At 41.4% G+C, this 14,207-nt stretch carries 15 protein-coding genes; 6 read left to right on the top strand and 9 right to left on the bottom strand.

Going from position 1 to position 14,207, the window contains the following annotated elements; all coding sequences use genetic code 11:
* Positions 1 to 45: 45 nt before the first annotated feature.
* The 6 genes from LG336_RS01955 to LG336_RS01930 all read left to right on the top strand — a co-directional run bounded on the left by LG336_RS01955 (position 46) and on the right by LG336_RS01930 (position 6,858).
* Entirely contained in the window at positions 46 to 2,148 is a 2,103-nt protein-coding gene (locus tag LG336_RS01955) for a DNA topoisomerase III (protein ID WP_404330901.1), read from the top strand.
* A 446-nt stretch (positions 2,149 to 2,594) separates the two neighbouring features.
* The gene (locus tag LG336_RS01950) at positions 2,595 to 3,869 is read left to right on the top strand and encodes an MDR family MFS transporter (RefSeq protein ID WP_404330900.1); all 1,275 of its coding nucleotides are present in this window, start codon (positions 2,595 to 2,597) and stop codon (positions 3,867 to 3,869) included.
* A 129-nt stretch (positions 3,870 to 3,998) separates the two neighbouring features.
* Positions 3,999 to 5,231 (top strand): aminopeptidase, encoded by a 1,233-nt coding sequence (locus tag LG336_RS01945; protein WP_404330899.1) that lies wholly within the window; start codon positions 3,999 to 4,001, stop codon positions 5,229 to 5,231.
* A gap of 357 nt (positions 5,232 to 5,588) precedes the next feature.
* The gene (locus tag LG336_RS01940) at positions 5,589 to 5,861 is read left to right on the top strand and encodes an acylphosphatase (RefSeq protein ID WP_404330898.1); all 273 of its coding nucleotides are present in this window, start codon (positions 5,589 to 5,591) and stop codon (positions 5,859 to 5,861) included.
* Between the two features lie 139 nt (positions 5,862 to 6,000).
* Positions 6,001 to 6,393 carry a large conductance mechanosensitive channel protein MscL gene (mscL, locus tag LG336_RS01935; protein WP_404330897.1) on the top strand — a complete coding sequence of 131 codons (393 nt, stop codon included), beginning with the start codon at positions 6,001 to 6,003 and terminating at the stop codon, positions 6,391 to 6,393.
* A gap of 201 nt (positions 6,394 to 6,594) precedes the next feature.
* Complete coding sequence (locus LG336_RS01930; protein ID WP_404330896.1) at positions 6,595 to 6,858, top strand: hypothetical protein; 264 nt, start codon at positions 6,595 to 6,597, stop codon at positions 6,856 to 6,858.
* A gap of 89 nt (positions 6,859 to 6,947) precedes the next feature.
* Here the strand turns inward: LG336_RS01930 and LG336_RS01925 are convergent, their stop codons facing one another.
* The 9 genes from LG336_RS01925 to rraA form a co-directional block, all read right to left on the bottom strand.
* The gene (locus LG336_RS01925; RefSeq protein ID WP_404333070.1) at positions 6,948 to 7,337 is read right to left on the bottom strand and encodes a DUF1284 domain-containing protein; all 390 of its coding nucleotides are present in this window, start codon (positions 7,335 to 7,337) and stop codon (positions 6,948 to 6,950) included.
* Positions 7,338 to 7,451: 114 nt separating this feature from the next.
* Complete coding sequence (locus LG336_RS01920; RefSeq protein WP_404330895.1) at positions 7,452 to 8,777, bottom strand: polysaccharide biosynthesis protein; 1,326 nt, start codon at positions 8,775 to 8,777, stop codon at positions 7,452 to 7,454.
* A 278-nt stretch (positions 8,778 to 9,055) separates the two neighbouring features.
* Positions 9,056 to 9,688, bottom strand: a complete 633-nt coding sequence (locus LG336_RS01915; RefSeq protein ID WP_404330894.1) for a response regulator — start codon at positions 9,686 to 9,688, stop codon at positions 9,056 to 9,058.
* Positions 9,681 to 10,784: a sensor histidine kinase gene (locus LG336_RS01910; RefSeq protein ID WP_404330893.1), complete on the bottom strand. Its 1,104-nt coding sequence runs from the start codon at positions 10,782 to 10,784 to the stop codon at positions 9,681 to 9,683. Before LG336_RS01910 ends, LG336_RS01915 begins: the two co-directional genes overlap by 8 nt.
* Entirely contained in the window at positions 10,781 to 11,515 is a 735-nt protein-coding gene (gene liaF, locus LG336_RS01905) for a cell wall-active antibiotics response protein LiaF (RefSeq protein WP_404330892.1), read from the bottom strand. The genes LG336_RS01910 and liaF overlap by 4 nt, the downstream gene beginning before the upstream one ends.
* 106 nt (positions 11,516 to 11,621) lie before the next feature.
* Positions 11,622 to 12,269: a PspA/IM30 family protein gene (locus LG336_RS01900; protein ID WP_404330890.1), complete on the bottom strand. Its 648-nt coding sequence runs from the start codon at positions 12,267 to 12,269 to the stop codon at positions 11,622 to 11,624.
* 92 nt (positions 12,270 to 12,361) lie between these two features.
* Entirely contained in the window at positions 12,362 to 12,706 is a 345-nt protein-coding gene (locus tag LG336_RS01895; protein WP_404330889.1) for a flagellar basal body rod protein, read from the bottom strand.
* A 329-nt stretch (positions 12,707 to 13,035) separates the two neighbouring features.
* The gene (gene safA, locus LG336_RS01890) at positions 13,036 to 13,641 is read right to left on the bottom strand and encodes a SafA/ExsA family spore coat assembly protein (RefSeq protein WP_404330888.1); all 606 of its coding nucleotides are present in this window, start codon (positions 13,639 to 13,641) and stop codon (positions 13,036 to 13,038) included.
* 76 nt (positions 13,642 to 13,717) lie between these two features.
* Positions 13,718 to 14,197 carry a ribonuclease E activity regulator RraA gene (rraA, locus tag LG336_RS01885; protein ID WP_404330887.1) on the bottom strand — a complete coding sequence of 160 codons (480 nt, stop codon included), beginning with the start codon at positions 14,195 to 14,197 and terminating at the stop codon, positions 13,718 to 13,720.
* Between the last annotated feature and the right edge of the window lie 10 nt (positions 14,198 to 14,207).

The following is a 14,207-nucleotide window of genomic DNA, read 5'->3' as shown; positions in this document are numbered from 1 at the left end:
TTCCGCTATACTAGTGTAAGTACCACAACCTTGAAAGGAGCTCCTATGAAATCTTTAGTTCTTGCAGAAAAACCGAGTGTAGCACGAGAACTTGCTAGAGTGCTCGGCTGCAATCAAAAAAATAAAAGCTATATTGAAGGAAGCCAATATATTGTAACCTGGGCATTAGGGCATTTAATCGAGTTAAAAATGCCTGAGCATTACGATACCAAATATACTACTTGGCGCCTAGAAGACCTCCCGATTATTCCTGACAAAATGGGCCTTAAAGTCATTAAGCAGACAAGTGCTCAATATAAGGCTGTTGAAAGCTTATTAAAAAGAAAAGACGTAAAGGAAGTCATTATCGCAACCGATGCTGGACGCGAAGGTGAGTTAGTTGCACGTTGGATTCTTGAACGAGCAGGCTGGCGAAAACCGATTAAGCGTTTGTGGATTTCCTCGCAAACTGACCGGGCAATTAAGGATGGCTTTAAGCAGTTGAAGCCAGGTCAACAATTCGACGCCCTGTATGAATCGGCCGTATGCCGTGCTGAGGCCGACTGGCTAATCGGGTTAAACGTTTCAAGGGCCCTAACCACAAAATACAAAGATCCACTTTCGGCTGGACGAGTGCAAACTCCTACATTGGCGATGATGATTGAGCGGGAAAAGGAAATCAACAGTTTCGTTCCGAAAGAGTATTGGACCATTCAAGCAGCAGTCGGTCCCCTATCAGCTGAGTGGGACCACAACGGGGAAAAACGAATTTTCACTGCTGATAAAGCGGATAATTTGAAGGTTAAACTCTCTGGTAAAAAAGCGACTTTGAAGTCGGTTGATCGTAAAAAGAAAAGCGAGCCACAGCCACTTCCATACGATTTGACCGAGCTTCAACGAGATGCGAATAAACGCTTTGGATTTTCCGCTAAAAAAACACTCAATGTTTTACAAGGGTTATATGAACAACATAAGCTTGTCACCTACCCAAGAACAGATTCACGATATTTAACTACGGATATGGAAGCGACTATGGTTGACCGGCTCCAAGGCATCCTTTCTGGTTATAAGGACGAAGCACGCCCTGCATTGAATCAAAAGGGAAAAGTGCTTGCCCGTCGTGTGTTTAATAATGAAAAAGTCACTGATCATCATGCGATAATTCCAACTGAAGAAAGACTTCGTTTGGGCGACCTTGAGTCCGATGAGCGGAAGCTTTACGATCTGATTGTTCGCCGTTTTCTTGCGCTCTTTTACCCTGCTTATGAATACGAAACGATTCACGCCTTGTTTGATGTTGAGGGTGAAACCTTGACTGCTCGTGAAACAAATATCCTCGAGCCAGGCTTTAAAAAGGTGACAGGAAAAGAGGAAGACACTGGGGAACGCAAGCAAAGCTTAGGCCAACTATCAAAAGGCAAAACGTTTAATGTTGGCGAGGTCACGTTAAATAAAAAATTAACCGAGCCACCATTGCGTTATTCAGAGGCTGATATCCTTGGTAAGATGGAGAAATTCGGACTAGGAACTCCGGCAACACGAGCTGATATCATTGAAAAGCTGATTTCTTCTGAATCAGTCGAACGGCAGAATGGACGCCTCTACCCTTCTAAAAAGGGTAAGCAGTTGATTGACCTTGTGAATGATGAACTGACTTCAGCAGAGTTGACAGCCAAGTGGGAGAAAGAGCTAGAGGAAATTTCTCGTGGCAAGGGAAATCCAAAGGCATTTAAAGAACGCATTCGTAAGCAAACCGCCCAGCTTGTGTCAGAAATCAAGGCGAGCGAAAAAACCTATCGTGCTCATAACCTAACCGGCTCAAAATGTCCTGAGTGTGGCGAATTCCTCAAGGAACGTAAAACAAAGGATGGCCGAGTTCTCGTTTGTTCTAGCAGAGAATGTAGCTACCGCAAGCATAAGGATCCAAAGCTATCCAATAAGCGCTGCCCGCAATGCAAAAAGAAAATGGAAATGCATAATGGGAAAGCCGGGCTGTACTTCCAGTGCCGCCGCTGTAATATTGTTGAGAAAGCGGACGATCAAAAGAAGAACAAAAAGGTTTCCAAACACGAAGAACGCAAGCTTAAGCAAAAATACAGTGCTGAAAACGACAACTTCGGTACCTCTCTTGGAGATTTGCTGAAAGCAGCAATGGAAGAGAAGGATTAAGAGATTTGAGGTTAAGTCGCTATAACTAACGTGTTTTTGGGCATTTGAAACCTCGAATATAACTATTTCTTTGGTTTCGTTTTGCTATTGGTCACATTGAACCCTCCAATGTGACCGTTTCAAGATTTCACTTGCTATTTGGTCACATTGAATCCTTCAATGTGACCGTTTTTCTGGTTTCGTGTGTTATTTGGTAACATTGGACCCCTCAATGTTACCGTTTCTCTGGTTTCGTTTACTATTTGGTCACATTGAGCCTTCCAATGTGACCGTTTCAATGATTTCACTTGCTGTTTGGTCACATTGAGGGCTATGTCAAACAATAAATTATGTTGGCAATTTATCTTGCGAAATTTGTCTATAGAATAGTATGATACATCTTGGAACTTGCCGACTCTTCAACGGCAACCACTAGGAAACTTAAATTTAACAAAAGAGGACAAACAATGAGAATCAGAGATTGGGATCGAAATTTGAAGGTTCGCCTTTTTGGTGAGTTTTTACTTAATATAACCTTTTGGATGTTTTTTCCGTTTTTAACGATCTACTTTGCGGAAAGCTTCGGTAAAGGGTTGGCTGGGTTTTTACTTATCTTTTCACAGGTATTTTCCGTACTTGCTAGTTTATTGGGCGGATATTTTGCCGACCGATTTGGGAGAAAAAGAATGATGGTCGTTGCAGCAGTTGGTCAAGGGGTCTCCTACCTCCTCTTTTCTGCTGCCGTTTCTCCTTGGTTCACCTCACCGATCATTGGTTTTATCTCGTTCACCGTGGTTGGAATCTTTAGCTCGTTCTATTATCCAGCAAGCCAAGCGATGATTGCCGACCTTGTCGATGAGAAAGAACGAAGCAACATCTTTGCCGTATTCTATACATCTATTAATATCGCTGTCGTGATTGGGCCAATTCTCGGGGCGATATTCTATGTTCATTACCGTTTTCAGCTTTTAGTGGCAGTTGCCATCATTTGCATTCTTTTGGCGCTCCTATTAACAAAGCTTGCTCGCGAAACACTCCCTGTTCATACAAAGAAGGTTCAACATAATGAAAAATGGTATTCCTTTTTAAAGAACCAGGTCGCTGACTATAAAATAATTATCCAAGATAAAGTCTTTCTTTTATACATCACTGCTGGTATTTTAGTTGCACAAACCTTTATGCAACTAGACCTCCTGCTTCCTGTTTATATAAAAGAAAAAGTGGACCATCAAACGTTATTAGATATTGGAAGTTGGAAACTAACTCTTCATGGGGAGCAGGCCTTTGGCTTAATCCTGTCGGAAAATGGTCTTTTGGTGGCTTTATTTACAGTTGTAGTGACAAGATGGATGACAAAGTACCGGGAACGAAATGTGTTCGTTGTTGCCTCCATCATCTATGCCATTTCGATGCTCCTATTCAGCCGAACAGAAATGATTTGGGGAATGATGATTGCCATGGCTGTCTTTACACTTGCTGAACTGATGACAGCTGGACTTGCCCAAAGTTTTATCTCAAAACTTGCTCCTGACCATATGAGAGGTCAATACTTCGCGGCCGCAGGTCTTCGACACACAGTGGGACGGACAATCGCCCCAATATCGATCCCACTTACCGTCTGGGTTGGATATGAATGGACCTTTATGATTTTGAGTGCCCTCGCTCTTCTAAGCGCACTCCTCTACAACATGATGTTTACCATTTATGAAAAGCAGAAAATCATTCAAAAGAGCGTCTCCTAATAGTAGGGACGTTCTTTTTTATAGCTATTACGAATAAATCTTTAAGTAGCCGTTCTAAAACCTCATCGGTATCTTTTTTTATAGACAATGGTTAAAATGAAAGAGAAGACTCTGAAAAGGAGAATGAAAATGAGCGATTTCCAAACTAATCTTGAAAAATATGCAGCTTTGGCTGTTAAAGTCGGCGTGAACGTACAAACGGGCCAAACGCTAGTCGTAAATGCATCGATTGATGCAGCAGCACTTGTCCGCCTTATTACCAAAAAAGCGTACGAAGTCGGTGCTAAAAATGTGGTTGTCAACTGGAACGATGACATCGTTACTAGAACGAAATATGAACTAGCACCAGATGAAGTGTTTAATGAGTTCCCTGAATGGCGTGCGAAAGAAGTAACTGAATTAGCTGAGCAAGGTGCAGCATTCATGTCAATTGTTTCTTCAAGTCCAGACCTATTAAAAGGAATTAATCCTGAGCGAATTGCCAACAACCAAAAGGCTGCTGGAAAAGCCCTTTCTACATACCGTCAATATATGATGTCTGATAAAGTTAGCTGGACTGTGATTTCCGCACCATCCGAGGGCTGGGCGAAAATGGTCTTCCCTAATGAATCCACTGAAAATGCTGTTCAAAAGCTATGGGATGCTATTTTTACCGCGATTCGTGTGGATACAGAAAACCCTGTTGAAGCTTGGAAGCAGCATGATGCCAACCTTCACGAAAAAGTGGGTTACTTAAATGAAAAGCGGTATAAAAAGCTTCACTACACAGCACCAGGTACCGACCTAACAATCGAACTTCCTGAGAAGCATTTATGGGTTGGAGCTGGAAGTGTAAATGAACAAGGTCACGAGTTTATGGCGAATATGCCTACAGAAGAAGTATTTACTGTACCATTGAAAACAGGCGTAAACGGCTATGTTTCTAGCACGAAGCCACTAAGCTATGGCGGAAACATCATTGACCGTTTCAAAATTACTTTTGAAAATGGTCGTATCACTGAAGTCCAAGCTGAAGAAGGCGAAGCGATTTTAAAACAGCTTGTTGCTACAGATGAAGGCTCCCATTTCTTAGGGGAAGTAGCGTTAGTGCCTTACAACTCACCAATTTCACAATCAAACATTCTATTCTTCAACACACTCTTTGACGAGAACGCTTCAAACCATCTGGCTATTGGCAGTGCCTATTCTTTCTGCCTAGACGGTGGAAAGAAAATGTCTAAAGAAGAGCTTGAAGCACATGGTTTGAATGAAAGCATTACACATGTTGATTTTATGATCGGTTCTGCAGAAATGGATATCGATGGAATCAAGGGTGACGAATCCTCTGAACCAGTTTTCCGTAACGGCGATTGGGCGTTTTAATCCTCCTTCTAAATAAACTGAAAAGGAAAAAGGACAATTCTGAGTGGGTCGGGATTGTCCTTTTCCCTTTTACGCTCTATACTCGGTCTACTATTGTTGCTATAATAAAGTGGCATAGGTAATTTTACATAGTTAAGGTTCTTACAAGAAGGCTGTTTTCGTAAAGATTGTTGTTAAAATCCTAAAGCCGATTTTAACGTGGGAAAAGTTATTTTGTACGATAGCAGTAAATTAGCAAGCTCTTTTCTCATAATTGTTGGCTGTTTACAGTAAAAGATGGCCCAACACTTAGTTTTCATCTAAAAAACAACAAAGGGTTGAGAAAAGAGCCTACAAGAAAAATCTGGGGGCGAAATCTTGTTACAATTACAGATTGTTGTTTCAGGAAAAGTTCAAGGTGTTGGCTATCGATACTTTGCCCAAATGAAGGCAGTTCAGTTTGGAATAACTGGATGGGTAAAGAATCGCTCAGATGGAGCAGTTGAAATGGTGACCACCGGAACAAAAGAAAATTTGGACTTATTCATCGAGGAAATACAGAGAGGCAACCCCTTCTCAACAGTAGACCAGATCGAGATTAGTGAAATCTCAACCGGCGAGAAGTATCAATCTTTTACGATTAAATATTGAACAGAGAACTGAGAGCCAAAAGCGCACTCAGTTTTTTGTTTTATATGTGAAAATATGTTCATTTTCTCCTACCATCTTGCTTTATTAACAAAAAGACATGAAAATAGGGAAGGAAAACTGAATACTGGGAGGAATAAATATGTGGGATGAGTTTAAAAAGTTTGCTTTAAAAGGAAATGTGTTAGACCTAGCTGTCGGGGTGGTCATTGGTGGCGCCTTCGGTAAAATTGTCACATCATTGGTAAATGATATCATTATGCCTTTATTTGGATTACTATTTGGTGGCGTTGATTTTTCGACTCTTACCTATCCAGCTGGAGCAGGTGATGAAGGCTTAAAATACGGTGCTTTTATTCAAAGTGTTGTCGATTTCTTCATCATTGCCTTTTCAATCTTCCTAGCCATTCGATTCATCAATCGATTCAAACGCAAGGAAGAAGTCATTGAAGAGAAAAAAGAGGAAATTAAGGTAGATGTGAAAGAAGAACTGTTAACTGAGATTCGTGATCTGCTCAAAAACCAAGCAAAGTAATTTCTAACTTCGCCAATTGAACAAGAAAATGCCTATCTTATTCAATAAAAAGCTTGCATAACCTAATTTGGTTCGCAAGCTTATTTCATTTTACCGGCAATCAACGCGCTTTTTACAAGCTAATGTTTTAGCTATAGGAAGTTGGGGAAGTTAATAAATAAGACGCTGTTAGAAACCAAGCATACAAGGAGGACACATTTCATGCAAACAACCCCACTTAAATCTTTCCTATTAATCGGTGCAGGTGCAGCAGCCGTTTGGGTGGCTACGAATCCAAGGGAAAATAGCGCAAGGGTTAGAAATATGGCCGCTGGAATTAAAGAAAGACTTATCCCAAATAAAGAGCAAAATCTTGTGCCAATACAGCAAGCTGCAAACCCAGACCCTTATGATTTCGATAATAACGATATGGTGAGTGAAGGCTCCGTATACGGAGTGAATTACTTTAATGAAACACTTCAATAGAAAATGAAATACATGTAAAAAAACAGCTTGCGATCCTAGATGGACCGCAAGCTGTTTTTACTAGCAAATATGTTAATGGCGCCACTATCTCATTCACTGCTCATGGTTAGTTTTCCATGTGCTTTCCGCAGCTCTCCAATACCTTCCTTACAAACTCCGTAAGAAAGCCACGAGCATCCTTCGCATAGAAAATCAAGATCAGCTGGCTCCACCTTGGCTGCCGTTAAATTCAACAACTCTGATTTCTTATAGCCTTTCCCTTCCACTAGCCCCAAGTGTTTTATCACTTTCCAGTCCATAGAAAGTACATGCTCATTGGAACCTTCATTTGCTACACACTCTGTTTGGCCCCTGTGAGGACAGGCCATACAGGCATCATCAAATGCTGCCACCACTTTAATTTCAAAATCCCTATCAACATCCCGAACATCCTCTACAATTGATCCCATCTTCTTGATAAAATCAGGGCTATAGCCCATCCCCCTGAAACCGTGGACACAAAGGAGATGGTGTCCGCGTAATACCTTATTCACGTTATCACTTCCATTTAACTATTTTTCTAGTTAATTCGTTGTATCCTAGAAAAATCCCTTTTAGACTTTTCGTTCTGAAGCCCTGGTTGGCCAAACCACCCCAATTTTTTTACTAATCGTTACAATATGCATAAGGGTTAAAAGGACGGTACCAGCGTTCATCCCAATAATCACACCCGACATTTGCCAATCCGGTCGCGAACCCAAGAAATAAATGACCGTAAAAGAAACAATGGTTGACCAAATAATATGGTAAAACGCATCCTTTACTAGTCCTAGCCCAATTAAATAGGCTTGCATCGGGATGACAAAAAAGTGTAGCAGAAAGTACGGCCAGAGTATTTGGAGAAAGTACGCCGCATTAGATGAGTGGAAAAACATACTCGTCAGTGGCTCTGCAAAAAAGTAAAAAATAGCTACTGCTGGAACACCGTATAACATGGTTAAAAGCATGACGTGTTGTAAAAGCTTTTGTAGTTTATGCAACTCTCCGAGAGAGTGATGTTTCGCAACTGTTGGAATTAGAACGATCATAAAGGAATGGGCAATGAACGCTGGGAAGAATCCAATCGACATCGCTACTCCAGCTAGCATTCCAAACTGTTCATTGGCCATTTCCGCTGGAACGCCAGCATGGATAACCGCTGCCTTTATTAAAAAGGGCTGTGCTGCATGGGTTAGGGAATGAAAAATTCTCATCGCAGTGGTGGGACCTGAAATGGCCAACAGATTTTTCCTAAGGTCCTTTTTGTCCACATTTTTACCCGGAATCTGTTTCAAATTGCGATAGTTTAATAAAAACAAATGAAATAGATACATAAAAACAATCAGTTCACTCGCTGCTAAGGTGCAAAAGGCAATTAAAACCGCAGTGGAACGTTCAAAGTCAAAAAACTGATAGACAGTCGCTAAAAGTAAAAGCTGGACCAACCGCCGCAACAGATTGGCGATGGCAATTTTCCCCATATGGTGTTTCCCCATAAAATAGCCTCTTGCAATGGAGGTAAACGACATCAACGGGATCATCGAAAGAACAATCCATTTTAGCATCGGATGATAATCTTGAAAGATGGACACATTCGGAAGGATGACAGCGACCACTACGAACAAGACTGCCGATAAAATAATCGTAAGGTGGAGCACGTCTCTTAGCATTTTTTGATGATAAGTCGAATCTCTCTCTGCCACAAGCTTCGAAAGAGATACAGGTAACTCAAAGCTTGCTAGCATCATAATCAGGAAGATCAACGGTAAAATGGTCATGTACGTTCCCATGCCGCCCTCGCCGAGTTCCCTTGCCAATATCATGTTAATTAGAAACTCTGCGCACTCTCCAATAAAAGCGGCTAATACCAAAACCATCGTACCTTTTATAAATAACTTCAAGCTGCCTCACCTCTGTACTTTTCCTACTTTAGATACATATGAGACAAGTCTAGGAATTATTTTATGAAATGTTGTTTCTGTGTTTAATCAAACGTTTGATTAAACGCGGGAGGGTACTTACACAATGCTATATTTACAAAAGCGGTACCGATTAATTAGTAGGCATAAAAAAATCGAGACCAGATTCGGGCCTCGACTTTTCTTATTTAAATTGTAATGGTATCCCAAGGCGGATTAATGTTTAAAGAGGTGATTTTCGAGTGGTTGCTTCTCCCATACTACTTCACCAACGAGTGCTTAAACGCATAAATAACAGCTTGCGTCCGGTCCTGAACTTGTAGCTTGCTGAGGATATTGCTTACATGGGTCTTCACCGTTTTTAAGGCAATGAACAATTCATCGGCAATCTCTTGGTTGCTCTTTCCTTCTGTCATTAACAATAGAACTTCCATTTCTCGTTCCGTTAATTCTTCATGTGGGAGGACAGGTTGTTTTTGGCGCATTTTCATCATCATTTTCCCAGTCACTTCTGGCTCAAGAACAGGTTGACCAGAATATGTATTCCTAACCGCATTGGCAATATCGCTTGCTTTTGAGGTTTTTAACATATAGCTTGTCGCACCTGCTTCTAGCGCGGGATAAACCTTTTCATCATCTAAAAAGCTTGTCACGACAATGATTTTTGCTTCCGGCCATTGCTCAATAATCTTCGCAGTCGCCTCAATCCCATCCATTTCCTTCATGACAAGGTCCATCAACACGATGTCAGGTCTTAGCTCTAAGACAAGGTCAACTCCCGTACGCCCATTGTCTGCCTCCCCAATTACTTCAATATCAGGCTGCGCTGACAAATACGATGCTACCCCAATTCTGACCATTTCGTGATCATCGATAAAAACGACTTTAATCATGCTTGCTCTCCCTCCCACTATTTAAAATTGGTATCTTTACCTCAAGCTTTGTTCCTTTATTTTTTACACTAACGATTTTCAGTGTCCCACCAATTTCGCCAGCGCGCTCATACATGTTCTGCAGTCCATAAGCTCCAGCTTTTGATTCCTCAACATTGAATCCAACCCCATCATCGGAAATTCTCATGATCACCAGTTCATCTCGTTTAATAAGCAACACTTCTAATTTGGAGGCTTTTGAATGACGAAGTGTGTTGGAAACCGATTCCTGGAGAATTCTGAATAAATGATCCTCGACACCCTTATCAACCTGAAATTCTTCTACTTTCCAATGAATGTCCATCGTGACTTTCTGTTGCAGTTCGAGGAGCAGTTCCTCAATTCCTTCTTGTATGGACTTCCCTTTCAATGCAACCGGACGAAGATGGAGGAGCAAGGCCCTCATTTCAAGCTGAGACTGATGAATCATTTCTTCCACCATTTTTAACTGCTTTGCTTCCCGCTCAGCTGCTCTATTTTTAACCGTCTGGTCCGCACCTTCGTAAGAAACTACCTCCTGAGCAGCCATGGCCGCCTTCGTTTCATTAATCGCCGACATCATCATCGACGCTGCAAATAGCTGCTGACTAACGGAGTCATGCAACTCACGCGCAAGGCGATTTCGTTCTTGTGAGATCATTTCTTGGATTTTGGATTCCTGCTCTTCTGCCTTTTCATTTGCAAGTCTTTGGGCAAGCTTAGCTTTTTCAGCAATTTGCTTTTGAACCCGTTGGACTCGCTCAGAAATGACCTCTACTTCCGGTAACTCCCCACTACTTGGCTCAGTAAGCCTGCCTTCTTCAAGTTGAAACAGCCAATTCTCAACCGTTTGCAGTTGCCTCCGCCAATAAATCCCTAATAACAACCCAAAAAGCAGCCCAAAGCTTAGGCTAACGGTAGCCGTCAACAGGATAAACGGTATATCCATTAGTTCTCGTTCCCAGAGCTCCGACCAATGCCCCAGAGGATGAACATAAAAATAAGAGCCTGTTAAAAAAAGAAACAACAAAAAACTAAAAGCGATTCCCCATCCCATTTGCCGTTGAACCGTGTTCATAGTCTTTTCACCTCTATGTCTCCTATCATCATCGAGGTGAGAATCTTAACTTTTTGTTCCGCTTGATCGTAGCCAGGAGTTTTTACAGCGAGCATTTGATTAAAGCTACGGTCCTTCTGAAATTCAAGGACTTCTGCAGAACCGGCAAGCGCGGAATGACGAAGACTGACTTCGGTATCATATGGGATAAAGATTTTAATATTCCCAACAATATTTCTAATAAAAATAACTGTCTCACCCTTTGGGAGAACGGTATAGCTTAAATCTATGGTCGTGTCTCCTACCCCTGTCAGAATGTTGACATCATCCCATTCATAAACATGCTGCGGGGTGCTTTGATGGCCAAATATACTATTTTTAAAAAGAGAGGATTGCTCAATCACAGTGGTTTCTGATGAGTTAGGGGTCGGCTCTTCTAGAATTGGTCGAATCACTTCCGGTTTCTTTTTAGACTGAGCAAACTGCATGATGAAATAAATTAAAATAGCGAGTAAGAATAATCGAAACGTCATCATCCCGATAACACTGCTAACTAAACTAAAAGCTCCAATCCAAAATAATACCTTTCCTGTTGTTCGATGATAGAGCTTTCGTCCAAAATAGATCATTGCCCCCGATACAAAGAGGGAAAAGATTAGGCCCTGATTAAAAAACGTGATCTCTACCAATAACAACAATACACCGATTAAGACAATCCAACTGAACGAATCTTTTTCAAATTTATTCAACATAATCTTTTCCTCCTTTCTAGCGGGCTATCAATGACTTGTTTACTTTTATTTTAAGGAAGAGGCGCTGTTTCAACAACTGCGCCTCTTTTAGCATACCATGTTTGGATTAAGATATAGTATGAGATTCTTCCTTTTTCATTTCTTTTTCAAGTGTAGCGATTCTACCATCAATGGTGTTCCGATAATAAGAGCTGTTAACTTCCTGCTCAACACGGTCTAGATAAGATTCGATTTCTGCAAAGCGGGAATATGATTTATCTGAGTATAGATTGTTATCGATTACTTGATCCATCTGATGATGCGCACGTGTAACATTTTCTCTACCCATTAACTCTAAGCGGCGAATATGCATATCCTTTAACTTGTGCTTCATGTCCTCATATTTATGCTCTAATTCATCCTGCTGCTTTGTAGCATTGGCAAGTGCTTCTTTTAATCGAGAGGCTCTGTCTGCAAAATGGGATTGCTCTTGGGCTGCGAATGTATAAAGGTCCGTTTCACCTGCTTTTTGTGCAATTTCAGCCTGATGACCACGCTTTTCAGCCATTTCTAACGCCTGGTGGTACTCACGAGTAAACTGATCCTTTAATTGATGTTGGCGTTCAAGTAGCTTGCGCACTTTTTCAGTTTCGACTTCACATTCACGAAGATACTGATTAAGCATCGCGATTGGGTTCTTCCGTTCCTTTTTATCAAGTGTTTCATAAAGGTCCGCCATTACAGTGTTTTTGATGCGAGTAAATAAATTAGTCATTCTTGATTCTCTCCTTTTATTTAAAATTGATTTGTGCTTGCGTTTTTTATGGCTAGCTTGCTATCTGCTTTTGAGGTTAGCGTTTCATTTGCTTAGAACTTTTTTAGTTCTGACCATTGCTTTTCAAAGTTCGCGAATGGATCATCGTTTTTATAACTAGTGCTTTCTTCCTCGTTCCATTTTTTATAAACAAGGTAGAGAATATAAGCGGCTACGATAGCCAAGATTGCTGGCACGTTAGAAGCTGTTGCCATTAGGACGAAGAGTCCGAATGTACCCCATGCAATCTTTTTAAAAGTGGAATCTGTTTTTAAAAACTGTTTAAGGATAAAGTATAGAACCACCAGACTAAGCGCTAGCCCGAACAGTGGACCAAGGTTTGAAAACAGCACCAGCGCGGCAATCCCTCCTGCGAGTAGTAAACCAAATTTCTTCATTTACGTTTCCTCCTTTCTTCTTGATATCATCTTACCTCGATTAAGATTTCGTCATAACGAGCCTCAGCTTGATTTTCAACTAGGACCTGAGGCTGATTGGGGGTAGGACTGGGCGAATTATATCAACGTTTTGGGGATGTTCTATATACTTGAGGGTGTATAAAGGAGGGGATTGCGTTAGTAGAATTTGACCGTTTTTTGAAGTGAGATTTGATTGTATTGGTGACCTTTCTTCCTCTTCTCTCACCCACTTAGGGCATCAATCGACCCTATGTCGCCTTCTATAAATCAAAAAAACACCGACAACATTTTCGCCGGTGTTCTTTCTATTATTTCGTTATAAACATTTGGGTCCAATAATGTCCGTAGGATCCGCCTGATGCATGGCCGACGCCAATATGGGTGTAGCCACTCTTTAAAATATTTTCGCGATGTCCTGGGCTGTCCATCCATGCTTTTACGACTTCTTGTGGAGTACGCTGTCCTGCGGCAATATTTTCGCCAGCACTTCGATATGAGATTCCGAAGCTCTTCATCATGTCAAACGGAGTACCGTATGTTGGACTATTGTGCTGGAAGTAGTTCTTGTCCCTCATATCCACAGACTTATACCGTGCTACACGCGAAAGCTGCCAGTCAGCTGCTAGAGGCTTCAAGCCATGCTTGGCACGTTCTTGGTTGGTCAACTGAATAACCTGACTCTCAATGCTCTTCGTTGCATCGAGATTCGGTACCGTAATTTTTTGACCAGGGTAAATCAAAGCAGGGTTTTTAATATGTGGATTGGCTCCAATGATTTCTGACAATCCTACCTGATACCAAACGGAAATTTTCCACATGGTATCCCCTCGACTTACCGTATGTACCTGCTGGGCAAACGATACAGTAGGAATCATGACAAGTAGAACTAGTGTTAACAATATTTTCTTCAGCATAAATTCACTCCTCCTTTCCTCGATTAGGATGAGAAAAAAGAGTAAATTTATACCAACAACATTTTAAAATTTTTTACTATAAAAGTTTCTGGTCGGAAACAACCACACCATCTTGATCTGCATAAGCATAAGACCCTGGCTTCCAGTCAATCCCACCAAAAGTAACGGTCACATGCTTTTCGCCTTTTCCCTCTTTCTTACTTTTTAACGGATTGGTCCCAAGGGCAAAAATTCCGACATCCAACTTAGCCAAATCCTCGGAATCACGCACACATCCGTTAATAATAACTCCGGCAAGCTTCCGAGACTCGGCAATCCCACCAAGTCTGTCCCCCATTAAGGCACAGCGTCGAGAGCCTCCGCCATCGACCACAAGGACACTTCCCGCTGGAATAGATTCTAACAAGTCTACAACAAGAACATTGTCCTCAAAAACCTTTACCGTCGAAATTGGACCAAAAAATTTCGGCTTTTTCCCATAAGATTTAAACTCACTTTGACAAACCTCCAGCTTGCTCGCAAAATCATCACAAATATCGGCTGTTTTAAAGCTCATCCTATTCACC

It is taken from the genome of Mesobacillus maritimus (assembly GCF_044803185.1).
Taxonomy (GTDB): Bacteria; Bacillota; Bacilli; order Bacillales; family Cytobacillaceae; genus Mesobacillus_B; species Mesobacillus_B maritimus_B.
The sequence above is the reverse complement of the archived record's forward strand: the minus strand, read 5'-3'. Positions and strand labels throughout refer to the sequence as shown.

Excerpts from the sequence above, each read along its gene's own strand:
- rraA (WP_404330887.1), bottom strand. The coding sequence starts at position 14,197 with ATGAGCTTTAAAACAGCCGATATTTGTGATGATTTTGCGAGCAAGCTG.
- LG336_RS01895 (WP_404330889.1), bottom strand. The coding sequence starts at position 12,706 with ATGAAGAAATTTGGTTTACTACTCGCAGGAGGGATTGCCGCGCTGGTG.
- mscL (WP_404330897.1), top strand. The coding sequence starts at position 6,001 with ATGTGGGATGAGTTTAAAAAGTTTGCTTTAAAAGGAAATGTGTTAGAC.
- LG336_RS01910 (WP_404330893.1), bottom strand. The coding sequence starts at position 10,784 with ATGAACACGGTTCAACGGCAAATGGGATGGGGAATCGCTTTTAGTTTT.
- LG336_RS01930 (WP_404330896.1), top strand. The coding sequence starts at position 6,595 with ATGCAAACAACCCCACTTAAATCTTTCCTATTAATCGGTGCAGGTGCA.
- LG336_RS01945 (WP_404330899.1), top strand. The coding sequence starts at position 3,999 with ATGAGCGATTTCCAAACTAATCTTGAAAAATATGCAGCTTTGGCTGTT.
- LG336_RS01955 (WP_404330901.1), top strand. The coding sequence starts at position 46 with ATGAAATCTTTAGTTCTTGCAGAAAAACCGAGTGTAGCACGAGAACTT.
- LG336_RS01915 (WP_404330894.1), bottom strand. The coding sequence starts at position 9,688 with ATGATTAAAGTCGTTTTTATCGATGATCACGAAATGGTCAGAATTGGG.
- LG336_RS01900 (WP_404330890.1), bottom strand. The coding sequence starts at position 12,269 with ATGACTAATTTATTTACTCGCATCAAAAACACTGTAATGGCGGACCTT.
- safA (WP_404330888.1), bottom strand. The coding sequence starts at position 13,641 with ATGCTGAAGAAAATATTGTTAACACTAGTTCTACTTGTCATGATTCCT.
- LG336_RS01925 (WP_404333070.1), bottom strand. The coding sequence starts at position 7,337 with ATGGGCTATAGCCCTGATTTTATCAAGAAGATGGGATCAATTGTAGAG.
- liaF (WP_404330892.1), bottom strand. The coding sequence starts at position 11,515 with ATGTTGAATAAATTTGAAAAAGATTCGTTCAGTTGGATTGTCTTAATC.
- LG336_RS01950 (WP_404330900.1), top strand. The coding sequence starts at position 2,595 with ATGAGAATCAGAGATTGGGATCGAAATTTGAAGGTTCGCCTTTTTGGT.